Source organism: Rhodococcus sp. NPDC003322, assembly GCF_053589555.1.
On record NZ_JBSFSC010000004.1, the window covers coordinates 52,742 to 75,954 of the forward strand.

Consider the following 23,213-nt stretch of genomic DNA (forward strand, 5'->3'; position numbering starts at 1 on the left):
TCATGGCCATCACGGACATCAAGGAATTTTCGCACCTGACCGAGGCCGACATCGAGGCGCTCGGGCGGGAGATGGATGCGATCCGGCGGGACGTGGAGAACTCGCGCGGCGCCGCCGACGCGCGGTACGTCCACAACGTGATCCGCCTGCAGCGGGCACTGGAGATCGGCGGCCGGGCGATCCTGTTCGGCAGCCGGTACCGGCCGGCCTGGCTGGCGGGGACCGCGATGCTCGGCGTCGCGAAGATCGTCGAGAACATGGAGCTCGGGCACAACATCGTGCACGGGCAGTGGGACTGGATGAACGATCCGGAGATCCACTCGACCACCTGGGAATGGGACCAGACCGGTCCGTCGTCGCAGTGGAAGCGGGCGCACAACTACTCGCACCACACGTACACGAACGTCGTCGGGATGGACGAGGACGTCGAGTTCGGCATCATCCGGATCACCCGGGACGTGCCGTGGCGGCCGATCAATCTGCTGCAGCCGGTCGCGAACGTCGTCCTCGCAGCAGGTTTCGAGTGGGGGATCGCGCTACACGACTGGCACATCACCCGTGAGGCAGAGGCGGTGCGGGGTGAGGAGCACCGCCGCGAGGTGGATCGGGAGTTCGCCCGTAAGGCGACCCGGCAGGTGGTCAAGGACTTCGTCATCTTTCCGGCGTTGACCGGGCCCGCCTGGCGCACCACCCTGACGGCGAACGCGGCGGCGAACGTGATCCGCAACGTGTGGGCACACGCCGTGATCTTCTGCGGGCACTTCCCGGACGGTGCCGAGAAGTTCACGATCGAGGAGCACGAGCGGGAGACGAAACCCCAGTGGTACCTGCGCCAGTTGCTGGGCAGCGCCAACATCTCCGGGGGCCGGGTGATGGACTTCATGACCGGCAACCTCAGCTACCAGATCGAACACCACCTCTTCCCCGACCTGCCGAGCAACCGGTTGCGTGAGGTGTCGGTGCGCGTTCGGGCGCTGTGCGACAAGTACGACCTGCCGTACACGACCGGGCCGCTCTCGCGTCAGTACCTGTTGTCCCTGCGCACCGTGCTCAAGCTGGCACTGCCCGACCGGTTTCTGACGGCGACCTCCGACGACGCGCCGGAGACCTCCTCGGAACGGAAGTTCCGCGATTCCGGCTCGGCGCGCGTCGATCCGGTGACCGGACGGCGGTCGGGGTTGCGGTCGGCGTTGCGGCGACTTCGCGGTTTGTGATTCACCTCACAGCAATGGATCGGTAACCTACGCAGGCGTAACCTACGGTACGGTAAGCCGGTAATTCGAAGTTCAGGACCGGGAGAGCCATGGCTATTTCAGACATCAAGGAGTACGCGCACCTGACCGAGGCCGACATCGAGGCCCTCGGTCGGGAACTGGACGCGATCCGCCGTGACGTCGAGGAGTCCCGCGGCGAGCGTGACGCCCGGTACCTGCGCAACACGATCCGGCTGCAGCGTTCCCTCGAGATCGGCGGCCGGGCCGTGTTGTTCGGCAGCCGGAAGCGCCCGCTGTGGCTGCTCGGCGCGGGCATGCTCGGCGTCGCCAAGATCATCGAGAACATGGAGCTCGGGCACAACGTGATGCACGGGCAGTGGGACTGGATGAACGACCCCGAGGTGCACTCCGCGAACTGGGAGTGGGACAACGCCGGGCCGTCGGCGCACTGGAAGCAGACCCACAACTACCTGCATCACAAGTACACCAACATCCTCGGCATGGACGACGATGTGGGATACGGTCTGCTGCGCGTGACCCGCGACCAGCGCTGGAAGCCGTTCAATGCCGGCAACGTGGTCTACAACACGGTTCTCGCCCTGGCGTTCCAGTACGGCGTCGCGGCGCAGCACCTCGAGCTCGGCAAGGTGGCCAAGGGGCGCGACGACCGCGAGGAGACCAAGCGCAAGCTGCGCGAGGTCGGCGAGAAGATCGGCAAGCAGGTCGTCAAGGACTACGTGGTGTTCCCGGCGCTGACCGGCAAGGCATGGAAGTCCACCATGACCGCGAACCTGACCGCCAACGTGATCCGCAACGTGTGGACCAACGCCGTCATCTTCTGTGGCCACTTCCCGGACGGTGCCGAGAAGTTCACCAAGGAGGATGTCGACAAGGAGACGCAGGCCCAGTGGTACCTGCGGCAGATGCTGGGCAGCGCCAACATTTCCGGCGGCCGGGTGATGGACTTCATGACCGGCAACCTCAGCTACCAGATCGAGCACCACATCTTCCCGGACCTGCCGTCGAACCGTTACGCGGAGATCGCGGTGCGGGTGCGCGAACTGTGTGACAAGTACGACCTGCCGTACACGACGGGTCCGCTGCTGGTGCAGTACGGCAAGGCGTGGCGCACGATCGCCAAGCTGTCGCTGCCGAACAAGTACCTCCACGACACCGTCGACGACGCACCGGAAACGGCGTCGGAACGCAAGTGGGAGGGGCGCGAGGCCGTTCTCACCGTGGATCCCACGACCGGACGCGCGCGCGGACTGAAGACCGCCATCCGGGAATCGCGGAAGCGGCGCGGCATCCGGAAACTGTTGCCGCGCTGAGTGTTCTGTGGATCGAGTCACCCTCGTTGGGCCCCGCCGGGAACGGCGGGGTCCAACGGCGTTTCGGGTTGCTACTCGTCGGACCCGACGATCGACGAACCGAGGTTCAGCAGGATCTTGATGCTGTCGGTGAAGTTGCCGAGAAGGGCGGAACCGGCTTCGAGAAACGCATCACTCATCAGTACTCCTTGGGTCGTGACGGTGGGAGGGCTCCCACCTGTGTCGTGACTTGCGGGCTGATTCGAATCAGAGTTGAGCCCGTACAGCGTAAGACCGGTGGAGTAACGATCAAGGAGTTCTCGAGCGAATTGACCCAATCGTGACCCGAAGGCGCTGGTCGAGGGTCACCAGGCCTCGTTGGACGACAGTGCAACCAGCAGTTGCCGCACCGCGCCCGCCCGGCGGGCGGCCTGCCCCTCGAGATGGTCGAGCGCGCACTCCGGGTCCGCGGGAGGTCCGAGATGAGTGCACCCGCGCGGGCAGTCCTCGATCGCGGCAGCCAGATCGGTGAACGCCCCCATCACGTCGTCGGGGGAGATGTGTGCAAGGCCGAACGAGCGGATGCCCGGAGTGTCGACGACCCAGCCGCGCGGCGCGTCGGCCGCGCTCGGCAACGGCAGCGCGACCGACTGTGTGGACGTGTGCCGGCCCTTGCCGACGCCCGACACCACTCCCGTGGCCCGGTCCGCCTCGGGGACAAGCCGATTGACGAGCGTCGACTTGCCCACCCCGGAGTGGCCGATCAGGGCGGTGAGCTTCCCCGCGAGGATGTGTTTCACGGCGGTGAGGGGTTCGGACGTGCCCGCCAGCACCACCGGCACGTCGAGGTCCTCGAACGCGGCGGCGAATTCACGATGATCCGCGAGATCGCCCTTCGTCAGGCACAGGATCGGTTCCAACCCGCCGACGTAGGCGGCGACCAGTGCCCGTTCGACGAATCCCGTTCGAGGCGGCGGGTCGGCCAGCGCGACGACGATCAGCAGTTGGGAGGCATTCGCGACCACCACGCGCTCGTACGGATCGGTGTCGTCCGCAGTCCGGCGCAGCACCGTGGACCGGTCCTCGACCCGCACGATCCGGGCCAGGGTGTCGACCCGGCCGGAGACGTCACCGACGACGCCGACCCGGTCCCCGACGACGATCGGGGTGCGGCCGAGTTCGCGTGCGCGCATCGCCACCACAGGCCGGTCGGGGTCGCCGTCCAGGACGCATCCCCAGCGTCCGCGGTCCACCGAGACGACCATCGCGATCTCGGCGGCCTTGTGTTCGGGCCGGTTCTTGGTGCGCGGCCGGGAGCCCTTGCCCGGGCGGATCCGGACGTCGGACTCGTCGTACCGGCGCGCGCTCAGGAGCGCGCCCCGATCTGGTCCTGGAGCATTGTCTCCCAAAGGTTCTCGAAGCCTGGCAGGGTTTTCGCCGTGGTGCCCACGTCGTCGACGTCGACACCGGGCACGACCAGACCGAGGATCGCGCCTGCTGTGGCCATCCGGTGGTCGGCATACGAACGCCACACGCCGCCGTGCAGGGGGCGGGGATCGATGTGCAGGCCGTCCGGGGTCTCGGTGACCGCGCCGCCGAGATTGTTGATCTCGGTGGACAGCGCCGCGAGCCGGTCGGTTTCGTGACCGCGCAGGTGCGCGATGCCCCGCAGGGTCGACGGGGAGTCGGCGAGGGCGGCCAGTGCCGCCACCGTCGGCGTCAGCTCGCCGATGTCGTGCAGGTCGATGTCGATGCCGCGCAGGCGTTCCGGCCCGGCCACCGTCAGCAACGAGTCCTGCAGGGACACGGTCGCCCCCATGTCGGTGAGGATGCCGCGGATCGCGTCGCCCGGCTGGGTGGTCACCGAAGGCCACAGCGGCACACTCACGGAGCCTCCGGTCACCGCCGCCGCGGCGAGGAACGAGGTCGCGTTCGACAGGTCCGGCTCCACGACCCAGTCGACCGCGGCGACGGGGCCCGGCTCGACCCGCCAGGTGGCCGGCTGGCCGGCGCCCGGCGTGTGCACCCGGACCCCGGCCAGGCGGAGCATCTCGACCGTCATGTCGATGTGCGGCATCGACGGCACCGACGCGCCGTCGTGGTGCACGGTCACGCCGTCGGTGAATCTGGCGGCCGACAGCAGCAGGCCCGACACGAACTGCGAGGACCCGGACGCGTCGATCGTCACCTCGCCACCGGCGACGGAACCGAGGCCGGCGACGGTGAACGGCAGGCCGTCGCCGTCGATCGTCACCCCGAGTCCGCGAAGCCCGTCGAGGATCGTGGCCAGCGGGCGGGTGCGGGCCTGCTCATCGCCGTCGAATGCGACGACGCCGTCCGCGAGGGCGGCCACCGGGGGCAGGAACCGCATCACCGTTCCCGCCAGCCCGCAGTCGACCGCCCCGCCGTGCAACGCGCCGGGAGTAACACGCAGAGTGGTGGGGGAGCCGACCTCGGTGATGTCGACGCCCAGGGACCGCAGGCCGTCGATCATCAGATCGGTGTCGCGGCTGCGCAGGGTCCCGGTGACGGTGGACGGCCCGCTCGCGAGCGCCGCGAGGATCAGGGCCCGGTTGGTGATCGACTTCGACCCGGGCAGGGTCACGGTCGCGTGCACGGGCGATTCGGCGAGGGGCGCTCTCCACAGACTCACGGGCTCCATCTTCCCGCATCGCGCCGCGAGCCGGTGCAGGGGCACACAGCGCATGTCGGTGGGCACGCCCACTGCGCATGTCGGTGGGCACGCCCACAATGGGTGGCATGTGCGGCAGATACGCGACGACCGTCGACCCGGCCCTGCTCGCGGTCGAGCTGGACGCGATCGACGAGACGGGGTCGGCGCCACCCCAACCGTCGGAGCGCTACAACGTCGCGCCGACCGACCCGGTGCTGGCCGTGGTCGCCCGCCACGATCGCGAACATCCGGAGGACTTGGCGACCCGGCGGATCCGCCGGATGCGGTGGGGACTGCTGCCGCCGTGGACGAAGGCCGGCGACGACGGTGCGCCGGTGCGGTCGGCGCCGCTGTTCAATGCCCGCGCCGACACCGCCGCCACGAAGCCGGCGTTCCGGGCCGCGCTCAAGACCAAGCGCGCACTGGTGCCGATGGACGGCTGGTACGAGTGGACCAGCGAACCACGCCCCGGCGGCAAGGTCGCCAAGGTGCCGCACTTCATGACGCCCGCGGACGGGTCGCGGTTCTTCATGGCCGGCCTGTGGTCGGTGTGGCGCGCGCCCGGCTCCCGCGCCGCGCCGCTGCTGAGCTGCACGATCCTGACGACCGATGCGGTCGGGGACCTCCAGTCGGTGCACGACCGGATGCCGCTGATCGTGACTCCGGAGCACTGGGACCGGTGGCTCGATCCCGATGGCGACGTCCCGGTCGAGCTGCTCGCCGGCGTTGACGAGCACCTCGCCTCGGGTATCGAGATCCGACTCGTCTCGGATCGCGTGAACAGCGTCCGCAACGACGGCCCCGACCTGATCGCTCCTGCCGGGCCGCCCGGCTCGGCGGTCGGGGAGCAGATCAGCCTGCTCTGACCGCGGGCCGCCCGGTGCCAACCCGAGCCCCTGTCCGACCCTGCCCGTTGTCCCGAATGGCCCATTCGGTCGGTTGAACCGACCGAATGGGCCATTCGGGAAGAAGACGAGGGAAGGACAGGGGCGGGCCTCCGAGCAGGGTCAGCGGGCGAGGGCGGCGAGGTCGCTGACCTCGGCGACCAGCTCCAGGGACCGCAGCCAGGCCGCACGCTCCGTCGCGGAGGAGACGACCATCAGCTCGTCGGCGCCGGTTCGTTCGGTGAAGGTGTCCAGATACTCGCGCACCCGTGTAGGTGTGCCGACGGCGGTGAAGCGCAACATCTGCTGCACCTGCTGACCGGCGGGGGACTCGAGCACCAGGTCCGTCTCCTCGGGCGTGAAGGTTCGGCCGCGACCGACGAACAACTGGACCCGCTTGCGCTTCGTCGCGGTGAACAGTCGCTGCGCCTCGTCCTCGGTGTCGGCGGCGATGACGTTGACGGCGGCGATCACGTACGGCTCCGCGAGCTGCGCGGAGGGCCGGAACTCGCGACGGTAGATCGCGATCGCGTCGTCGAGGGCGTTCGGCGCGAAGTGTGAGGCGAACGCGTACGGCAGGCCGAGCATCGCGGCCAGCTTCGCGCCGAACAGTGACGAGCCGAGGATGTACAGCGGCACGTTCGTGCCCTTACCGGGGGTGGCCTCGATCCCCGGGATGCGGGAGGGCCCGGTCAGGTAGCCCTGCAGTTCGAGCACGTCCTGGGGGAACGAGTCGGCGGACGCCGGGTCGCGGCGCAGCGCCCGCATCGTCTGCTGGTCGCTACCCGGGGCGCGGCCGAGGCCGAGGTCGATGCGGCCCGGGTGCAGTTCGGCCAGGGTGCCGAACTGTTCGGCGATGGTCAGCGGGGAGTGGTTCGGCAGCATCACGCCGCCGGAACCGAGGCGGATGGTCTCGGTGTTCGCGGCGATGTGCGCGATCAGCACACTCGTCGCGGACGACGCGATGGACGGCATGTTGTGGTGCTCGGCGTACCAGATCCGTTGGTAGCCCTGCCGTTCCGCGGCCTGCGCCATCTGCACGCTGGCGCGGAAGCTGTCCCGGGCGCTCTCGCCCTCGCCGATCTGGGCGAGGTCGAGGATGGAGAGGGGGACGGTCACGAGGCACCCGCTTTCTGACACGAACAGACTTTGTTGTGAGGTGCAACAGTCCTCGCGGAGCGGATTGTTCCCCGGGTGCCTCAGCCTGCGGTGATCGGGGCGAGAACCGCACCCGTCAGTCGCACCAGGTCCCGCGGATCGAGGTCGATCTCCAGTCCACGCCGGCCCGCGCTGCACAGCACCCGGTCCCAGTCGGTGGCCGATGCGTCGATCACCGTCGGCAACTTCTTGCGCTGGCCGAGCGGGGAGATGCCGCCCAGCACGTATCCGGTGGAGCGCTGAGCCTCGGCCTGGTCCGCCATCACGGCCTTGCCCGCGCCCAACGCCGCCGCGGCCGCCTTCAGCGAGAGCTTCGCCGGCACCGGCAGGACCGCGACCGCGAGTTTGCCGTCGGCGGTCTTGATCACCAGCGTCTTGAATATCTGCGCGGCGTCGAGACCGAGTTCGCCGGCGAGGGCGTCGACCGCCTCGGTGCCGTAGGAGGCGCTGGACGGGTCGTGGTCGTAGCTGTGGACCCGATGCGCAACCTTCGCCTTGACCAGGGCCTGTGTTGCCGGTGTCGCGGAACCTGCCATGTCTCGACACTGTAGAACTGCGCCTCGTGCCGGCTGTCGGCGGGAACACTCGGCGCCTCGTGGGTGTTGCACCGTGCACGTTGGTCCGTGTCGGAAAGGAGCCGCCCGTGTCGGTGAAGTGCCTGGAGCGTCCCGCTGGTCGCCGTGAGGGGAACCGTGTGGCGGTAGCCTGGATCTCTGACAAGAGCGAAGGGATCACCGTGCCCAACGACCTGAGCGAACCCCACGACATCGACCCGCCGGAGCCCTTGGCCTCCGATCCGGTCGTCGAGTCCGAGGCAGAGCTGACGCAGCGCTTCGAGCGCGATGCCCTGCCGCTGATCGATCAGCTGTACGGCGCCGCACTGCGGATGACGCGCAACCCGGCCGATGCCGAGGACCTCGTGCAGGAGACGTATGTCAAGGCGTACTCCGCGTTCCGGTCCTTCAAAGAGGGCACCAACCTCAAGGCGTGGCTGTACCGGATCCTGACGAACACCTACATCAACTCGTACCGCAAGAAGCAGCGGCAGCCGGCGCAGTACCCGACGGACGAGATCACCGACTGGCAGCTCGCCGCGACCGCCGAGCACACCTCGCAGGGTCTGCGCTCCGCGGAGGTCGAGGCGCTCGACGCGCTGCCCGACGACGACATCAAGAACGCGCTGCAGCAACTGCCGGAGGAGTTCCGGATGGCGGTGTACTACGCGGACGTCGAGGGCTTCCCGTACAAGGAGATCGCCGAGATCATGGGCACCCCGATCGGGACCGTGATGTCGCGGCTGCACCGCGGCCGCAAGCAACTGCGTGGACTGCTCGCCGACGTGGCCCGCGAACGAGGATTCAATCGAGGGGCCGCCGCCGCGGCCGCGACAGGCCAGGAGCAGGAGGCGTCCCGGTGAGCGAGCAGAACGAATTCGAGCGGCTCGACTGCTCCGCCGTGATCGCCGATGTATGGCTGATGCTCGACAACGAATGCGACGACCGGACCCGCGCCCGGCTGCAGCAGCACATGGAGGACTGCGGCTCCTGCTTCGAGGCGTACGGCATCGAGGCGAAGGTGAAGTCGTTGCTCGCCCGCAAGTGCGGTGGGGAGCACGCGCCGGACAGCCTGCGCCAGCGCCTGCGCATCCAGCTGAGCCAGACCACGATCATCACCCGGGTCGACCCGGGACAGTAGGCCCGACACAGCGAGCGACCCCGAGGAAGCCTCGGGGTCGCTCCCTGCCTGTTCGGGACGGGACCTGTCGACGGTTGTCGGAAAGCGTTCGAGCGGGTGTCGTCGAGCTGCACGAACGACCCGGACGGGTCAGCTGCCCAGCATCATTGAAACGAGATTGAGTGTCTCGTTGTCTCCCCGCCCGAGGTCGGCGCTACCGAAGCCCCAGAAGCCGTTGTCCCAGTCACCGCCACCGTAGTCGACGCAGAGGAAGCAGGGCTCGGCCTCGTAGCTGCGGATGTGAAACTGCAGCCCGATCGGATTCCAGGTCTGTTTGCCGAGTCCGTCGATGTCGACCGTCAGCCCGCTGTCGACGGACGAGCCGATTTCGTAGCTGTCCGGCGGGATGAAGAAGGACACCGAGACCGAGAGATGGCCGTGTTCGGTAGCGGGTATGTAGAAGCCGGGATCGGCGAAAGTGACGGTGTTGGCCGCTGCGTCGAACACAGGGGTGAGCTTCCAGTGCTCCTCGACATAGGGCTGGGTGAACCGCGTCACCGCCGCGCTGTCCGTGAAGTACTGGAGTTCGGGTGGCACATGGAAGGCGACGAGGGCCCAACCTGGGCCCACCCAGATGTCGCCCGGGCGGAAACTCACGTGTGGGGTGTCGCCTTCGGGTGAGACGTACGGGGAGGTGTCGAGCGCGGTCTTCGTGCCGTTCGTGTCGGACAGGTAAAGGGTGCCCGTGACGAAGGTGAGACCGGGAGCGTACTCATCACTCACCCAGTTGAAGTACTCGGGCGCGTCGGTGGGTGAGAAGCTCGTCCGATACGTGACAGTCGATCCGGGGACTTTCTCGTTGCTGCCGACGACCTCCTTGTCGACGCGGTATTCGTCGGTCGTGACGGTGACGCTGCGATCGTCCTCGAGCGGTGCCGCGGCCGCGGCACCGGTGACGAACGCGCCCGCGATCAGGGTGGTGGCCGTTGCTGCGGTGGCGAGGCGGGCGAGTGTGCGGTTGTGAGTGTGCCGGAAGGCTGTCCGGAGTGGCGTGCGGGTGTGGGGCATGTGCCGCCTGTCGGGGCGGCATCGGCGGGTGTCCCTCGTGCCGCTGGGTGAGTGTCCGCGGCGGAGGTCGAGCTGCGCCGGTGCCCGACGAAGCCGAAACATACCGAGTGGTCCCCCGACCGCGTGCGCGCAATCGTAGGGGCGAAGGGCATGTCGTGGGGGCGAACCGTGGAAATGGTCCGCGTACGACACAGGGCCGGACTCCCGAAGGAATCCGGCCCTGTGTGAGGCTTCGTCTACGCGCTCAGGCGTTGGGACGCTTGCCGTGGTTGGCGGCACTGCCCTTACGGCTGCGCTTCTTGCGACCACGCTTACCCATGGTTGTCTCCCTTCTATCCGATCTCGCTCGGGGACATTCTTCCACGTGTGGTTGGCTGTACTTCCACTGGTAGGTCTCCAACACAAGCGAGGTGCTCGATGGCCGAAGACGTGCGCGCCGAGATGGTCTCCACCGTCTTCCAGGTGGTGGTGTCAGCAGGCGACGAGGTGAAGGAGGGGGACACCCTCGTGATCCTGGAGTCGATGAAGATGGAGATTCCGGTGATCGCGGAGATCGACGGCACCGTCACCTCGGTCGACGTCACCGTCGGCGACGTCATCCAGCAGGGCGACCTGATCGCCGTCATCGCCTGACCCGACCGTCCGATGTCGACGCTCAGCGATCTGCTCGCCGAACACACCGACCTGCCCGGGGAGGGCGTCGACCACCTGCAGCGGGTGGTCGGGGAGTGGCAGTTGCTGGCGGACCTGTCGTTCGCCGACGTCCTGCTGTGGGTGCCGACCGACGCCGGCGTCGCAGAGCCGGCCGACGGTCCCCAGTTGGTGTGCGTCGCGCAGTGCCGGCCGACGACCGCGCCGACAGCCTTCGCGGAGGACGCGGTCGGCTGGGTCGCCTCGGACGTCGAACACCCGCACGTGCGCCAGGCACTGGCCGAGTGGCGGATCGTGCGGGTTCCGGACGGCCCGCCCGCCGAGGGAGCCCCGGTGCGGCGGGAGGCGATTCCGGTGCGTTGCAGCGGGGATGTGATCGCGGTGCTCAGCCGGGACACCAACCCGACGCAGCAGCGGCAGTCGAGCCCGCTGGAGGTCGCGTACCTGGACTGCGCCGCCGAGCTGTGCCAGATGATCAGCGAGGGCACCTTCCCGACCCCCGAGGAGCACAGCGAGATCCTGTCCAGCCCGCGTGCGGGGGACGGCTTCATCCGGCTCGACTCCGACGGCACCGTCGTCTACGCCAGCCCGAACGCCCTGTCGGCGTATCACCGGATGGGTCTGACCACGACGACGCTCAAGGGGCGGGACCTGGCGTCGGTGACCCGCACCCTGATCACCGACCCGTTCGACGCGCAGGACGTGGCCACCGACATCCGCGCGGCCCTGGCGGGCAAGGCAGGCAAGCGGATGGAGGTCGAGGCGCGCGGGGCGACGGTGCTGATGCGCACGCTGGTCCTGCGGCCGGGTGGTCAGCCCGCCGGCGCGGTGGTGCTCATCCGGGACGTCACCGAGGTCAAGCGCCGCGACCGGGCCCTGCTGAGCAAGGACGCGACGATCCGGGAGATCCATCACCGGGTGAAGAACAACCTGCAGACGGTGGCGGCGCTGCTGCGGTTGCAGGCCCGGCGTACCCAGCACGACGAGGCGCGGCAGGCCCTGGCCGAGTCGGTGCGCCGGGTCACGTCGATCGCGCTTGTGCACGACATCCTGTCGATGTCCGTCGACGAGGAGGTCAACCTCGACGAGGTCGTGGACCGGCTGGTGCCGATCATGGCGGACGTCGCGGTGGTCAACAGCACCGTCCAGATCCGCCGTGAGGGCAGTTTCGGGGTGTTCCCCGCCGAGCGTGCCACGCCGCTGGTCATGGTCCTGACGGAGCTGGTGCAGAACGCCATCGAGCACGGCTACGAGCCCGGCCAGGGCGGAACGGTGACGTTGCGCGCGACCCGGTCCGCGCGATGGCTGGACGTGGTGATCCACGACGACGGTGCGGGCCTGCCGGACGGGTTCAGCCTCGAGCGGTCGGACAGCCTCGGTCTGCAGATCGTCCGCACCCTGGTGTCCGCGGAACTGAACGGCTCGCTGGGTCTGCGGCCCGCCCTGGGTGGGGGCACGGAGGCCGCGCTGCGGGTTCCGCTGGGCCGGCGCGCCGCGTCCCGCGTGTGATCGGTGCCGAATACGCGTGAGGCCCGGCACCTTTCGGTGCCGGGCCTCACGAGAAGTATTACGGTGTCAGACCGCGCTGCGGGCACGGGTGCGCGCGTTCCGACGCTTGAGCGCGCGCCGCTCGTCCTCGCTCATGCCGCCCCAGACGCCCGCGTCCTGGCCCGACTCGAGGGCCCACGACAGGCAGTCGGCGGTCACGGGGCAGCGGTTGCACACCAGCTTGGCGTCCGCGATCTGCGCGATGGCCGGTCCACTGTTTCCCACCGGGAAGAACAACTCCGGGTCCTCGTCCCGACAGATTGCCTTGTGGCGCCAGTCCATCCTTCTACTCCTTCACCGGGTGCGTCGCACCGTGTCGTATTTTCGGTGCGAATGCACCGCGTCGTATCGCGTCGTTCATGCGCGGGGAGCGAATTGTTTCCTCGCTGTTGCTTGTGAATGCTTTCACGAACGCGCAGGAAGTCAATAGAAAATGGCCCGTCCGTGGGGTAACTCACTCTTTCGAATCACCCGGTGTGGTCTGCATTACTTTGTACCCCGCTCGCGGCACTTATGCACTATGGGTGTACGGTTCTGTTCTGAACTGACCCTCGGCAGGTGCCGAAACGGTGTATAAGCCATTAGCCGCCGGTTCGCCCGCCGCCCCTCGCCGGTCCTCGCTCGATCGGGGCCGTCAACCGCGGCTCGGCGCCACCAGTGTCAGCGCGTCGCGCACCGCGACGAACTCCACCTCGGTGCGCTTGCCGAGGTAGTCGCCATCCACCTGCAGTCCGATCGGTGCGCTCGACGTGATTCGCACCTTGGATGCGTCGTCGACTCGAAAAAGCTTGCGCGACTTGGGGTTTGATCCGGGGGTGAGGAGTTGTCGGACGACGGGCAGGCTGGCCGCGACGCTCATCGTGCGCATCGCGAACACACCGAGACCGGTCTCGAACCCCGTCTCCGGGTTCACCGAGATCGGCCGGTGGTTCAGATAGGTCCACGGGCTCGAGTTCGACACGAACGCGTAGTGCACGCCGTCCACCGGATCGTGCCCCGGAATCTCGACGGTCAGCGTGGGCTCCAGGCGCCGGTTCCTCAGGAACGCGCGGACCGCCGTGCGGACGTAGCGGGAGGGGGTCGCTGCGTGGCCCTTCGCGCGGGCGAGGTCGATCGCCTCGCACACCTGCGCGTCCAGCCCGAGGCCGGCGTTGAAGGTGAACCAGCGGCCGTCGCAGTGCGCCAGCCCGATCCTCCGCCTCTCCCGCAGCTCCAGCAGTTCGATCAACTGGTTCGTCGCCACGACGGGGTCCGGGTCGATGCCGAGCGAGCGGGCGAAGACGTTCGCGGATCCGCCCGGCACCACGGCCACGAGGGGGGTCGGTCCGATGGGCAGCGCCTTCATCGACTCCGGCTCCGGGGCGCCGAGCAGACCGTTGACGACTTCGTTCACGGTGCCGTCGCCGCCGTGCACGATGATCAGCCCGATGCCCTCGAGGACCGCGCGACGGGCCAACTCGGCGGCGTGCCCGCGGTGCGTGGTGTGCACCACCCGTACCTGCACCCGGCTCGACAGCGCGTGCGCGAGCAGGTCGCGAGCCGCGGGGGTGGTCGAGGTCGCATTCGGGTTGACGATCAGCAGCGCACGCACGGATCGTCAGCCTAGCGGGGACCGGGCGCCGGGGAGTTCGCGCCGACCCGGGCGCGGCGTTCTATAGGCTGGCGCCGTGCCCGAGTCTGCTGCGCCCCTGTCCACCCCCGCCACGGTTCGATGGGCGGGAGGGCTGGTCACCTTCGAAGGGGCGGTCGCGGTCGTCGTCGCACTCGTCCTGGTGATCCGGGGTCTGCTCGGACACGACCAGGACGCCGCGAACCCGTACGGCACGGCGGCGTGGTTCGTCATCCTCGGCGGTGCCGTGCTCGCCGCCGGCCTCGGGCTGCTGCGCGGCCGCCGCTGGGGCCGGGCCATCGCCGTCGTCGCGCAGCTGCTGCTGTTGCCGGTGGTGTGGTCGCTGCTCACCGACTCGCACCGGCCGGTGCTCGGCGTGCTCCTCGGAGTGGTCGTGGTGCCGGCTCTGGTGTGCCTGTTCTCGGCGCCCACGTCGCGCTGGATGGCCGAGGAGTACGGCGGGGACACCGCACAGCCGGAGTGACCGCGGTCGTCAGACCGTCGCCGCCAGGTGGGCCAGAGGGTCGCCGCTGAGCCGGTAGCCGGTCCACTCGTCCTGGGCCTGCGCGTCGAGCGAGTCGTAGAACTCGATCGACGGCGTGTTCCACTTCAGCACCGACCACGCCAGTCGCGTGTACCCGTTGTCGACGCACTCGCGCGCCAGGGTCGCCAACAGGGCCTTGCCGTACCCGCGGCCGCGGAAGGCCGGCTGCACGTACAGGTCCTCCAGGTAGATCCCGTGCACCCCGTCCCAGGTGGAGAAGTTGCGGAACCACAGCGCGGTCCCCACCACGACACCGTCCTCCTCGGCGACGTGGCCGAACACGGCCGGGTTCGGGCCGAACAGTGCGGCCGTCATCTGCTCGGCGGTGACGGTGCACTCGTGGCGGGCCTTCTCGTACTCGGCCAGTTCGTACACCAGGCCGGTGACGGCCGGCACGTCCGCGGTGGTGACGCGGCGAATCATGCGATACCTCTTTCGTTTTCGTCGAACGTTGCGGGTCCGTGGGGCGGGTCAGGACGCGTTGTGGGTGACGATCAGCCGGACGCCGTGGTCGTAGCCGAGCACGGTGATCGCCCCGGGCGACAACGCGAACCGGCGGCCCTCGACGAGTGGCAGGCCGGCCCAGCGGGCGATCAGCGCCCGGGAGAAGTGCCCGTGCCCGACCAGCACCACGTCCCGCTCCGGCAGGGTGGACTCGGCGACGGCGAGCACCAGGTCCGCCCGCGACTCCACGGAGTCGGCCTCCTCGCCGCCGGGGCAGGGATGCGTCCACACCGTCCAGTGCGGCACCTGGTGGTGGATCTGCGCGCTCGTCAGACCTTCGTAGTCCCCGTAGTCCCACTCGACGAGTTCGTCCCACACGCGGGCACTCAGGCCCGCCAGTTCGGCGGTGTGGGCCGCACGGATGCGCGGGCTGGACAGGACGGCCGGGTCCCGCAGGGCCAGCGACTCGAGGCGGCGGCCCGCACCGCGGGCCTGCTCCTCGCCCTCGGGCGTCAGCGGCACGTCCGTGCGGCCGGTGTGCCTGCCGGTCGCCGCCCACTCGGTCGACCCGTGCCGCAGCAACACGATGCGTCCGGTGTCGCGAGGTGGGACGGGTATGGACGGGTCGGCGGGAGGCACCTGTGCATCATCTCAGGCCGGTCGGTCGCGGGAGCGTTCCGAGTACGCAAAGATCACCTCCGTGACGACGGTGCTCGCGGTGGCGAATCAAAAGGGTGGGGTCGCGAAGACCACGACGGTGGCCTCGCTCGGCGCGGCGCTGGCGGGGCTCGGGCGGAAGGTCCTGGTGGTCGATCTCGATCCGCAGGGCTGTCTGACGTTCTCGTTGGGGCACAATCCCGATCGGCTCGAGTCGTCGGTGCACGAGGTGCTCACCGGGCAGATGCAGATCCGGGACGTGATCCTCGACACGGAGGAGGGGCTCGCGCTGGTGCCCGCGACGATCGACCTGGCCGGGGCGGAAGCGGTGCTGCTGATGCGGCCGGGGCGCGAGTTCACGCTCAAGCGGGCGCTGGCGACGCTCGGTGACGACTTCGACGTCGTGATGGTCGACTGCCCGCCGTCGCTGGGCGTGCTGACCCTCAACGGGCTCACCGCGGCCGACTCCGTGCTGGTGCCACTGCAGTGCGAGACACTCGCGCACCGAGGCGTCGGGCAGTTGCTGCGTACCGTCTCCGAGGTCCGGGAGATCACCAACCCCGACCTGGCCCTGCTCGGCGCGTTGCCGACGCTGTACGACGCGCGCACCACGCACAGCCGCGACGTGCTCGCCGACGTCGCGGACCGCTACGACCTGCCGGTTCTGGCGCCGCCGATCCCGCGCACCGTCCGGTTCGCCGAGGCGAGCGCGTCGGGTGCCACCGTGCTGTCCGGTCGCGCCAACAAGGGCGCGCAGGCGTACCGCGAGTTGGCCGCGAACCTGGTCGCGCACTGGGACGAGGGTGCCGAGCTGAACACCTTCGGTGAGTGACGTCTAACGCAGGGCCACCAGTTCGTCGCCGCGCTGTTCCAGCAGGACGGAGCCGAGAACCGCGGACGTGATCGGGCGGCCGCCGAGCCGTGCGGGTGCGAGGCCCGGCCGGTCGATCGGGATGCGCCGGGTTTCGGCTCCGGTGGCCGCGTCGATCACCGCGACGCCGCCCTCGACCGGGACGAGGAACAGACCCGCCATCGCGGTGCCGGGGCCGAGTGCGCCGCCGACGGACCAGGCGGGGGCGAAATCCGTTGTCCGCAGGGCGATCACGCTCGATCCGGTCCACCAGCTCAGGAAGGATCCGGTGCGCTCCACGACGGTGGTGGGGGAGACGTCCGCGGGGGCGGGGTACCGGGACGTCTCGTTTCCGGTCCCGTCGAAAACGGCGACCGTCGCCCCCGCGGTCCCGGTGGCGGGTAGGTAGACGGCCGTCCGCTCGCCGGAGACGGCGAGCACGCGGGCGCCGGTGTCGGACGGTCCGGCCTCGTCGAGAACCCGCGACCCGTACTCCTCGGGCTCGGAGTTGTCCTTCGGCGCAGGGTTGAGGACGCTGAGCCGGACCGCGTCCTCGCCCGGGCACGACTCCAGCACCGAGACCCGGCTGCTGCTCGACGCGGAGGAGAGCAGCGTGCACCCGGTCCGGGGTTGCGCGGCGGGATTGACCGGCGCGTCGACCCGCCCGAACTCGAGGGTGCGCACCAGGTCCGAACGCCACACCTCCATCCGGGTCGCGCCGCGTGAGGTCAGGTACGTCCCGTCCTCCGACAGGGTCACGGCGGGGTCGGCGTCGCTCGCCCGCTGCGCCTTCCGGACCCCGGTGGACCCGTCCAGTTGGGTGACCTGACCGCATCCGCGGTCGTCCGGGTAGACCGCGACCGCGGTGTTCCAGGCTCCGATGACCCCGCACAGCGTCCGGTCGCGCCGGTAGTGCCAGATCGGGTCGCCGGTCGCCGGGTCGTGCCCGACGACGGTGTCGCCGTCTCCGCTGACGGCGGCGCCACCCGCGACCACAGGGGTGCGGGTGGCGTCACTGTCGGCGCGCCAGATCTCGGTGAGCGTCTCGGGAACCGCCAGTGCGGTCTCCGCGGGCGGCGCCGGCGTCGTCGCGGTCACCGACTCGGTGCCCTCGGCGTCGCTGGTCAACCAGACCGCCGCGGCTGCGACCAGCACGAGCACCGCGATCGCGCAGGCGGCCAGAACGTCGGCGCGAGTGCGCCGCTCGGGTGCGAGCACGGTGGGTGGCTACTCCGTGGTCGACGCCGTGGAGGTGGCGGTCGCGCCGGAGGCCGGACGACGGCGACGCCGACGTCGACGTGCCGGGGTCGCCTCACCGCTGGGGGAGGTGGGTTCCGGCGCAACGGTTTCCGACGACGTGTCGGCGGGTGCGGTGCTCGCCGTGTCGGCGGTCCGGCCGCCGCGGGTGCGCTTGCGGGTACGGGTGCGGCGGGGACGATCCGAGGACTGCTCGGCGTCGGCGGACACCTCGTGCGTGCGGGCGGGCTTCGGCTTGCGGATCGAGCCCTTCGCGTCGGTGGGGATGCTCAGGTCCGAGTACAGGTGCTCGGAGCTGGAGTAGGTCTCGACCGGCTCGGCGACCCCCAGGTTCAGGGCCTTGTCGATCAGCTGCCAGCGCGGCACGTCGTCCCAGTCGACGAGCGTGACCGCGGTGCCGGTGCGCCCGGCGCGGCCGGTGCGGCCGATGCGGTGCACGTAGGTCTTCTCGTCGTCCGGGCACTGGTAGTTGATCACGTGCGTGACGTCGTCGATGTCGATGCCGCGGGCGGCCACATCGGTGGCGACGAGGACGTCCACCTTGCCGGTGCGGAAGCTCTTGAGGGCCTTCTCGCGGGCGATCTGGCCGAGGTCGCCGTGCACGGCGCCCACCGAGAAGCCGCGCTCGTTCAGCTCGTCCGCGACCTTCTGCGCGGTGCGCTTGGTCCGCGTGAAGATCATCGTCGCGCCGCGGCCCTCGGCCTGCAGGATCCGCGCGACCATCTCGGCCTTGTCCAGGGCGTGCGCCCGGTAGATGTGCTGGGTGGTGCGGTCGTGCACCGCGGACGACTCCGGCTCCTCGGCGCGAATGTGCGTCGGCCGGGTCAGGAACGTGCGAGCCAGGGTGATGATCGGTCCGGGCATCGTCGCCGAGAACAGCATCGTCTGCCGGGCGTCGGGCACCATCCCCAGGATGCGTTCGATGTCGGGCAGGAAGCCCAGGTCGAGCATCTCGTCGGCCTCGTCCAGGACCAGCACGCCGACCTTGCCGAGGATCAGGTGACCCTGCTTGGCGAGGTCCAGCAGTCGTCCGGGGGTGCCGACGACGACGTCGACGCCCTTCTGCAGCGCCTCGATCTGGGTCTCGTACGGGCGGCCGCCGTAGATCGAGAGGACCTCGAGCCTGCGGTTCCCGGCCTTCAGGTGCTTGGCGGCGTTGACCAGGTCGTCGGTCACCTGGATGCACAGCTCGCGGGTCGGCACGATCACCAGCGCTCGTGGGGTGCCGTCGAGCGGCGCGGTGCCGGAATCGGTGCTCGAGACCCGGTGCAGCAGCGGCACGCCGAAGCCGAAGGTCTTGCCCATGCCCGTTCGGGCCTGGCCGATCAGGTCGTCGCCGGCCAGGGCGAGCGGCAGCGTCAACTCCTGGATGGCGAAGGTGCGTTCGATGCCGATCTCCGTCAGGGCCCGGACGATCTCGTCGCGGACGCCGAGTTCGGCGAACGTGGGGGCGGTGTGGGTCTCGTCGAGCTGGGCGGACAGGGTCGTCTCGCTTGCGTCGTCTTCGTGGTCGATCGTGATCTTGCTCAGTGCTCTGGCCTTCCTCGTCGGCACGCGCGCACGAGCTGGGCGGGGCCGGGGGTCGGCCACCGGGTGTTGCCCGTGTCCAACTCCCGGGCGGTGCCCGAGTCGAAACCCCGGGCGGTGCCCGAGTCGAACTCCGGGCGATGCCCTTTTCCGACTGACGCCGGTGCCCTTGTCCGATGGTCACTGTTCCTGCTGCCCTGCGCGCAAGACGGGTGTCTCGGCGCGGCGCGGGAGGAGGACCTGCGGATCAGGTGCGCGCACATTATCTGTGGGTCGCCGCGTCCATGCGATGTGTCCGATTGGTCGGACGATCGGGCGGCGACCCGCAACCATGGTAACTGCCGTGGCCGAGTTCGCAGGTAGGCGCGGTCTACGCTGTCCCGCATGGGAGCCAATTCTGCCGATTCGCTGTCGTCCTCGATCGCCGCCGACCACCCCGGTGTGAGCGAACTGTTCGCCGTACTGGCCTACGGTGAGATCTCCGCCTTCTACCGCCTCGCCGAGGACGCCCGGATGGCGCCGACCATGGCGGGCAGGGTGGCGCTGGCCCGCATGGCCGGCGCCGAGATGGGGCATTTCGAGACGCTGGAGTCGGCGCTCACCGACCGCGGCCTCGAGGTGTACTCCGCGATGGCGCCGTTCGTGAAGCCGCTCGACGACTACCACGCGTCGACCCACCCGGCGACGTGGCTCGAGTCCCTGGTCAAGGCGCATGTCGGCGACGGGATCGCCGCCGACTTCTACCTCGAGATCGCGGGCTCGCTGGATCCGTCCGTCGGCGCTGTGGTGCGCGAGGTGCTGGCGGAGACCGGGCACTCCGAGTTCGTGGTGCAGGAGGTCAGCGCCGCCGTGCAGGCATCGAAGAAGGAGAAGGACCGGCTCATGCTGTGGGGCCGGCGCCTGCTCGGCGAGGCGATCACGCAGGCGCAGTACGTGATGGCGCAACGGGAGGCGCTGACGGATCTGATGCTCTCGGCGAGCGGGGACCTCAACGGCGTCGCGGCGCTGTTCGACCGGATGCAGCAGCGGCACTCGGAGCGGATGGCGGTGCTCGGGCTCGTCTGAGTCCGGCGCCAACGGTCAGGGGGCGGCCGCACCGGAGGTGTTCGCTCTCAGCACACGCCGGCAGCGGGTGGGGTGGAGGCAGGCTGCATTAGCCTGGCATCAGGTAGTGATGGCACGAGAGTTCGGAGGTTGGCCGTGGAGGTCAAAATCGGCATTTCTGACAGCCCGCGCGAGCTGATCCTCAGCAGCGCGCAGACCCCGGAAGAGGTGACCGAGCTCGTCTCCGCGGCGATCGGTGGCGACGCATCGGGAGTCCTCGCCCTCACCGACGACAAGGGTCGCAAGTTCCTGATCCAGGCTTCGAAGGTCGCCTACGTGGAGATCGGTCAGCCGGACAGCCGCAAGGTCGGTTTCGCGAGCTGACATCGAAACGGAAACGGGGCGCGCGGAATGATCCGCGCGCCCCGTTTCTCTTGCGTTCGGGTCGTTCAGTTGTGCATGGGCACGTGGGAGAGGCCTCCCCAGGCGAGTTGGACGGTGATGTCCACCGCTTCCTCCTTGGGGATCGGCCGGTTCGCCTGCAGCCAGTAGCGGGCGGTGAACTGGCTGGTTCCGACGAGTCCGACGGCGAGGATGCGAGCCCGGTACGGGTCGAGTCCGGAGTCGTGGGCGACGAGGTCGAAGACGGCGTCCACGCACGCCTCGGTGGCGCGGTCGACGCGGGCGAGGACCTGAGGGTCTCCCATGAAGTCCGACTCGAACACCAGCCGGTAGCCCTGGTTGTCGTTGTCGACGAAGTCGAAGAACGCCTGCACGGCGGCGCGGACGCGCTGCCGGTTGTCGGTGGTCGAGCGCAGCGCCTGGCGGACACCGGAGATCAGGCTGTCCACGTAGCTCTGCAGCACCGCGAGGTACAGGTCGAGCTTGCCGGGAAAGTGCTGGTAGAGCACGGGCTTGCTGACTCCGGCGCACTCGGCGATCTCGTCCATGCCGGCCGAGTGGTAGCCGCGGCTGACGAACACTTCGCTGGCGGCCTGCAGCAGCTGGAGCCGGCGAGCGTCCCGGGGCAGTCGGGTGCTGCGCTTGGCGCCCTGACGTCCGGTCGACGTTGCGGAACGATCCGCGAGTTCAGTCATCGTGCTCCCAATCTTGCGTTGTCACCATCCGTGCCTCGTGCTGCGCGGGTGAGGTTGCTCACGGCACCGGGTGCACAAAGTGATCGAACGATACCGGACCTGTGCCCGGTCATCCGCGGAATGGCGAATGCTCCTTCCCCCGAGTATTCCAGGTCACTGTTGCCGATAGGTGTCCAGTATGCCTGGGGTGGTCCCGCTGCAGGTCGCAGCGGGTTCCGGTCGGCCGTGGCGGGTGATCGCCGATCGGCGTGCCCGGACGGAGGAGGCTCGCGGTTGTGAGACGCTGGACCGGTGACGGATGGAGGCGGACCGCGACTGCGGGGTGGACACCCCTGGAGTCCAGACGACTCGACGGATGCGCGTACAGGTCACCCGGACGGCACGCGCCCCGGCGGGCGCGAGGACACCACGAACCCCGATCGGGCCGAGGCGGACAGCGAGTCGGACCGGTGGAGCCGCACCCAGGTCGGGTCACACCAGCCGCTGCGAGCGCAGTGGGATCCGATCGGCGAGGACCGCGGCCGGCCGCGTAGCTCCCGCCCCGAACGGCAGGTGCGCAAGCAGAGCCGACTCGGCAAGTTCGTCGCCACCTACGGGTGGCGTGCCTACGCCATCCCGGTCCTGGCGGTGGTCACCGTCCTCGTCCTCGTCGACGCGCTGCGGGGCGTCGGGGAACCCGAGTCCGTCTCGTACGGCGATCCCGGGTTCGGTGCGCGCAGCACCAGCGAGGGCACCGGGGTGATCGGGGTTCCGCCGCTGGCCGACGGCAACTTCGCCGAGACGATCCCGTCCGGTGCGCTGCCCGAGGGTGGGCCGTTCACCGCGACCGGTGCGGGAACGTGGCGGCTGATCCCGGGCACCGGCCCGAAGACGGGGCAGGGCACTGAGCAGGTGTTCACCTACACGGTCGAGGTCGAGGACGGCGTCGACACCGCGGGCTTCGGGGGAGACGAGTCCTTCGCCCGGATGGTCGACCAGACTCTCGCGAACCCGAAGAGCTGGACCCACGACCCGCGATTCGCGTTCCAGCGCATCGACACCGGCGACCCGACCTTCCGGATCTCACTGACCTCGCAGATGACGATCCGCGAGGCATGCGGGTACGACATCCAGCTGGAGGTCTCCTGCTACAACCCGGGCATCGACCGCGTCGTGCTGAACGAGCCGCGGTGGGTGCGCGGTGCCGTCGCGTATCAGGGCGACATCGGGTCGTACCGGCAGTACCAGATCAACCACGAGGTCGGACACGCCATCGGATACCAGGCGCACCAGCCGTGCGAGGCGGACGGCGGGCTGGCACCCGTGATGATGCAGCAGACCTTCGGAACGGCGAACAACGACATCGCCAAGCTCGACCCGGAGGGCGTCGTGCCGATGGACGGCAAGACCTGCCGGTTCAACCCCTGGCCGTACCCGCGTGGCTGAGGCGCCGCCGGCGCCGCGCGGCTGAGCCGGCACGGGCTGCCCGGTCGTCAGTCCGGGCGCACCCACGGTGCCAGCTGTGCGCGCTGCTCTGCCGTCAGCCGGCGCAACGTCTGCGTGTACGGGTCGCCGAGTGCCAGCTGCGTCGAGGCCTCCACCGCGGGCCGGGACCCGGGATCCGCGTCGGCCGCCCGGACCTCGTAGCGCACGGTGAGGTCCGCGCTGCGCAGCCGCTCGAGCCACATCGACACCTGCAGCGGCGTGTCCGCGTGGGTGAGCGGAGTGCGGTAACGGACCTCCAGGTGGGCCACGACCGAGTTCTGCAGCAGCGCCGACACCTCCGGGTCCACGGACGCCAGCCAGTCGATCCGGGACTCCTCGAGAAGCGTCACCATCCGGGCGTGGTTGATGTGTTTGAACGCGTCCATGTCGGACCATCGGACGGAGATCCGCGTCCGGTGGACGGCGTCGTCGGGCGTGGCGGACGTGGTCATCGTGCTCCTGGAGGTCGGCGTCGAGATGTTGAGGGACCGGCGACCAGGACCGTAGCCGACGGCGGCCGTGCGGTGCCGGGTCCTCGA

At 69.5% G+C, this 23,213-nt stretch carries 26 protein-coding genes; 12 read left to right on the plus strand and 14 right to left on the minus strand.

Annotation, left to right across the window (positions count from 1 at the left end; translation table 11 throughout):
• Nucleotides 1–2 precede the first annotated feature (2 nt).
• Together ACWDUM_RS16450 and ACWDUM_RS16455 are read left to right on the plus strand one after the other, a co-directional pair.
• Entirely contained in the window at nt 3–1,214 is a 1,212-nt protein-coding gene (locus tag ACWDUM_RS16450) for a fatty acid desaturase family protein (RefSeq protein WP_450134793.1), read from the plus strand.
• Nucleotides 1,215–1,303: 89 nt separating this feature from the next.
• Nucleotides 1,304–2,545, plus strand: coding sequence for a fatty acid desaturase family protein (locus tag ACWDUM_RS16455; RefSeq protein ID WP_450134794.1), 1,242 nt, complete (start codon nt 1,304–1,306; stop codon nt 2,543–2,545).
• Between the two features lie 344 nt (nt 2,546–2,889).
• Here the strand turns inward: ACWDUM_RS16455 and rsgA are convergent, their stop codons facing one another.
• Nucleotides 2,890–3,933 (minus strand): ribosome small subunit-dependent GTPase A, encoded by a 1,044-nt coding sequence (gene rsgA, locus ACWDUM_RS16460; RefSeq protein ID WP_450134795.1) that lies wholly within the window; start codon nt 3,931–3,933, stop codon nt 2,890–2,892.
• Complete coding sequence (aroA, locus tag ACWDUM_RS16465; protein WP_450134796.1) at nt 3,891–5,186, minus strand: 3-phosphoshikimate 1-carboxyvinyltransferase; 1,296 nt, start codon at nt 5,184–5,186, stop codon at nt 3,891–3,893. Before aroA ends, rsgA begins: the two co-directional genes overlap by 43 nt.
• A gap of 98 nt (nt 5,187–5,284) precedes the next feature.
• Here aroA and ACWDUM_RS16470 point away from each other — a divergent pair, with 98 nt between their 5' ends.
• Entirely contained in the window at nt 5,285–6,064 is a 780-nt protein-coding gene (locus ACWDUM_RS16470) for an SOS response-associated peptidase (RefSeq protein ID WP_450134797.1), read from the plus strand.
• Nucleotides 6,065–6,205: 141 nt separating this feature from the next.
• Here the strand turns inward: ACWDUM_RS16470 and ACWDUM_RS16475 are convergent, their stop codons facing one another.
• Both ACWDUM_RS16475 and ybaK read right to left on the minus strand, forming a co-directional pair.
• Nucleotides 6,206–7,201 (minus strand): LLM class flavin-dependent oxidoreductase, encoded by a 996-nt coding sequence (locus ACWDUM_RS16475; RefSeq protein WP_450134798.1) that lies wholly within the window; start codon nt 7,199–7,201, stop codon nt 6,206–6,208.
• 80 nt (nt 7,202–7,281) lie between these two features.
• A complete protein-coding gene (gene ybaK / locus ACWDUM_RS16480) occupies nt 7,282–7,776 on the minus strand; it encodes a Cys-tRNA(Pro) deacylase (RefSeq protein WP_450134799.1) in 495 nt (164 codons plus the stop codon).
• Nucleotides 7,777–8,006: 230 nt separating this feature from the next.
• On the opposite strand from ybaK, the gene ACWDUM_RS16485 reads away from it, so the two are divergent.
• Nucleotides 8,007–8,657, plus strand: a complete 651-nt coding sequence (locus ACWDUM_RS16485) for a sigma-70 family RNA polymerase sigma factor (RefSeq protein WP_450115756.1) — start codon at nt 8,007–8,009, stop codon at nt 8,655–8,657.
• Entirely contained in the window at nt 8,654–8,935 is a 282-nt protein-coding gene (gene rsrA, locus ACWDUM_RS16490; protein ID WP_450115714.1) for a mycothiol system anti-sigma-R factor, read from the plus strand. Before ACWDUM_RS16485 ends, rsrA begins: the two co-directional genes overlap by 4 nt.
• A 129-nt stretch (nt 8,936–9,064) precedes the next feature.
• Here rsrA and ACWDUM_RS16495 read toward each other — a convergent pair whose 3' ends face one another.
• Complete coding sequence (locus ACWDUM_RS16495) at nt 9,065–9,982, minus strand: hypothetical protein (RefSeq protein WP_450134800.1); 918 nt, start codon at nt 9,980–9,982, stop codon at nt 9,065–9,067.
• A 244-nt stretch (nt 9,983–10,226) separates the two neighbouring features.
• The gene (locus ACWDUM_RS16500; protein ID WP_095887907.1) at nt 10,227–10,301 is read right to left on the minus strand and encodes a 50S ribosomal protein bL37; all 75 of its coding nucleotides are present in this window, start codon (nt 10,299–10,301) and stop codon (nt 10,227–10,229) included.
• 98 nt (nt 10,302–10,399) lie between these two features.
• On the opposite strand from ACWDUM_RS16500, the gene ACWDUM_RS16505 reads away from it, so the two are divergent.
• Together ACWDUM_RS16505 and ACWDUM_RS16510 are read left to right on the plus strand one after the other, a co-directional pair.
• Nucleotides 10,400–10,615: a biotin/lipoyl-binding carrier protein gene (locus tag ACWDUM_RS16505; protein WP_450115711.1), complete on the plus strand. Its 216-nt coding sequence runs from the start codon at nt 10,400–10,402 to the stop codon at nt 10,613–10,615.
• 12 nt (nt 10,616–10,627) lie between these two features.
• Nucleotides 10,628–12,142 (plus strand): sensor histidine kinase, encoded by a 1,515-nt coding sequence (locus tag ACWDUM_RS16510; protein WP_450134801.1) that lies wholly within the window; start codon nt 10,628–10,630, stop codon nt 12,140–12,142.
• 66 nt (nt 12,143–12,208) lie between these two features.
• Here ACWDUM_RS16510 and ACWDUM_RS16515 read toward each other — a convergent pair whose 3' ends face one another.
• Together ACWDUM_RS16515 and ACWDUM_RS16520 are read right to left on the minus strand one after the other, a co-directional pair.
• The gene (locus ACWDUM_RS16515) at nt 12,209–12,463 is read right to left on the minus strand and encodes a WhiB family transcriptional regulator (RefSeq protein ID WP_007537924.1); all 255 of its coding nucleotides are present in this window, start codon (nt 12,461–12,463) and stop codon (nt 12,209–12,211) included.
• Nucleotides 12,464–12,815: 352 nt separating this feature from the next.
• Nucleotides 12,816–13,772 (minus strand): diacylglycerol/lipid kinase family protein, encoded by a 957-nt coding sequence (locus ACWDUM_RS16520; protein ID WP_450134802.1) that lies wholly within the window; start codon nt 13,770–13,772, stop codon nt 12,816–12,818.
• Nucleotides 13,773–13,848: 76 nt separating this feature from the next.
• Between ACWDUM_RS16520 and ACWDUM_RS16525 the strand changes: the two genes are divergently transcribed.
• A complete protein-coding gene (locus tag ACWDUM_RS16525) occupies nt 13,849–14,274 on the plus strand; it encodes a hypothetical protein (RefSeq protein ID WP_450115708.1) in 426 nt (141 codons plus the stop codon).
• Nucleotides 14,275–14,283: 9 nt separating this feature from the next.
• On the opposite strand, the gene ACWDUM_RS16530 is transcribed toward ACWDUM_RS16525, so the two are convergent.
• On the minus strand, nt 14,284–14,757 hold the full coding sequence (locus ACWDUM_RS16530) for an N-acetyltransferase family protein (protein WP_450134803.1): 474 nt from the start codon (nt 14,755–14,757) through the stop codon (nt 14,284–14,286).
• Nucleotides 14,758–14,805: 48 nt separating this feature from the next.
• Nucleotides 14,806–15,417 carry an acid phosphatase gene (locus tag ACWDUM_RS16535; protein ID WP_450134804.1) on the minus strand — a complete coding sequence of 204 codons (612 nt, stop codon included), beginning with the start codon at nt 15,415–15,417 and terminating at the stop codon, nt 14,806–14,808.
• A 61-nt stretch (nt 15,418–15,478) separates the two neighbouring features.
• Here ACWDUM_RS16535 and ACWDUM_RS16540 point away from each other — a divergent pair, with 61 nt between their 5' ends.
• Nucleotides 15,479–16,267: a ParA family protein gene (locus ACWDUM_RS16540; RefSeq protein ID WP_450134805.1), complete on the plus strand. Its 789-nt coding sequence runs from the start codon at nt 15,479–15,481 to the stop codon at nt 16,265–16,267.
• A 3-nt stretch (nt 16,268–16,270) separates the two neighbouring features.
• Here the strand turns inward: ACWDUM_RS16540 and ACWDUM_RS16545 are convergent, their stop codons facing one another.
• Both ACWDUM_RS16545 and ACWDUM_RS16550 read right to left on the minus strand, forming a co-directional pair.
• Nucleotides 16,271–17,503 carry an Rv3212 family protein gene (locus ACWDUM_RS16545; protein ID WP_450134806.1) on the minus strand — a complete coding sequence of 411 codons (1,233 nt, stop codon included), beginning with the start codon at nt 17,501–17,503 and terminating at the stop codon, nt 16,271–16,273.
• Nucleotides 17,504–17,512: 9 nt separating this feature from the next.
• On the minus strand, nt 17,513–19,096 hold the full coding sequence (locus ACWDUM_RS16550) for a DEAD/DEAH box helicase (RefSeq protein ID WP_450134807.1): 1,584 nt from the start codon (nt 19,094–19,096) through the stop codon (nt 17,513–17,515).
• Between the two features lie 357 nt (nt 19,097–19,453).
• Here ACWDUM_RS16550 and ACWDUM_RS16555 point away from each other — a divergent pair, with 357 nt between their 5' ends.
• Nucleotides 19,454–20,134 carry a ferritin-like fold-containing protein gene (locus tag ACWDUM_RS16555; RefSeq protein ID WP_450115702.1) on the plus strand — a complete coding sequence of 227 codons (681 nt, stop codon included), beginning with the start codon at nt 19,454–19,456 and terminating at the stop codon, nt 20,132–20,134.
• 135 nt (nt 20,135–20,269) lie between these two features.
• Nucleotides 20,270–20,497, plus strand: a complete 228-nt coding sequence (locus tag ACWDUM_RS16560) for a DUF3107 domain-containing protein (RefSeq protein WP_450115701.1) — start codon at nt 20,270–20,272, stop codon at nt 20,495–20,497.
• Nucleotides 20,498–20,562: 65 nt separating this feature from the next.
• Here ACWDUM_RS16560 and ACWDUM_RS16565 read toward each other — a convergent pair whose 3' ends face one another.
• Nucleotides 20,563–21,210, minus strand: coding sequence for a TetR/AcrR family transcriptional regulator (locus ACWDUM_RS16565; protein ID WP_450115700.1), 648 nt, complete (start codon nt 21,208–21,210; stop codon nt 20,563–20,565).
• A 483-nt stretch (nt 21,211–21,693) separates the two neighbouring features.
• Between ACWDUM_RS16565 and ACWDUM_RS16570 the strand changes: the two genes are divergently transcribed.
• Nucleotides 21,694–22,635, plus strand: coding sequence for a DUF3152 domain-containing protein (locus ACWDUM_RS16570; RefSeq protein WP_450135188.1), 942 nt, complete (start codon nt 21,694–21,696; stop codon nt 22,633–22,635).
• 47 nt (nt 22,636–22,682) lie between these two features.
• Here the strand turns inward: ACWDUM_RS16570 and ACWDUM_RS16575 are convergent, their stop codons facing one another.
• The gene (locus ACWDUM_RS16575; protein ID WP_450115698.1) at nt 22,683–23,126 is read right to left on the minus strand and encodes an acyl-CoA thioesterase; all 444 of its coding nucleotides are present in this window, start codon (nt 23,124–23,126) and stop codon (nt 22,683–22,685) included.
• Between the last annotated feature and the right edge of the window lie 87 nt (nt 23,127–23,213).

Bases quoted from the DNA above. Each gene is read 5' to 3' on its own strand.
- ACWDUM_RS16450 (WP_450134793.1), top strand. From the start codon at position 3: ATGGCCATCACGGACATCAAGGAATTTTCGCACCTGACCGAGGCCGAC.
- ACWDUM_RS16455 (WP_450134794.1), top strand. From the start codon at position 1,304: ATGGCTATTTCAGACATCAAGGAGTACGCGCACCTGACCGAGGCCGAC.
- aroA (WP_450134796.1), bottom strand. From the start codon at position 5,186: ATGGAGCCCGTGAGTCTGTGGAGAGCGCCCCTCGCCGAATCGCCCGTG.
- ACWDUM_RS16470 (WP_450134797.1), top strand. From the start codon at position 5,285: ATGTGCGGCAGATACGCGACGACCGTCGACCCGGCCCTGCTCGCGGTC.
- ybaK (WP_450134799.1), bottom strand. From the start codon at position 7,776: ATGGCAGGTTCCGCGACACCGGCAACACAGGCCCTGGTCAAGGCGAAG.
- ACWDUM_RS16495 (WP_450134800.1), bottom strand. From the start codon at position 9,982: ATGCCCCACACCCGCACGCCACTCCGGACAGCCTTCCGGCACACTCAC.
- ACWDUM_RS16505 (WP_450115711.1), top strand. From the start codon at position 10,400: ATGGCCGAAGACGTGCGCGCCGAGATGGTCTCCACCGTCTTCCAGGTG.
- ACWDUM_RS16510 (WP_450134801.1), top strand. From the start codon at position 10,628: ATGTCGACGCTCAGCGATCTGCTCGCCGAACACACCGACCTGCCCGGG.
- ACWDUM_RS16515 (WP_007537924.1), bottom strand. From the start codon at position 12,463: ATGGACTGGCGCCACAAGGCAATCTGTCGGGACGAGGACCCGGAGTTG.
- ACWDUM_RS16530 (WP_450134803.1), bottom strand. From the start codon at position 14,757: ATGATTCGCCGCGTCACCACCGCGGACGTGCCGGCCGTCACCGGCCTG.
- ACWDUM_RS16555 (WP_450115702.1), top strand. From the start codon at position 19,454: ATGGGAGCCAATTCTGCCGATTCGCTGTCGTCCTCGATCGCCGCCGAC.
- ACWDUM_RS16565 (WP_450115700.1), bottom strand. From the start codon at position 21,210: ATGACTGAACTCGCGGATCGTTCCGCAACGTCGACCGGACGTCAGGGC.
- ACWDUM_RS16575 (WP_450115698.1), bottom strand. From the start codon at position 23,126: ATGACCACGTCCGCCACGCCCGACGACGCCGTCCACCGGACGCGGATC.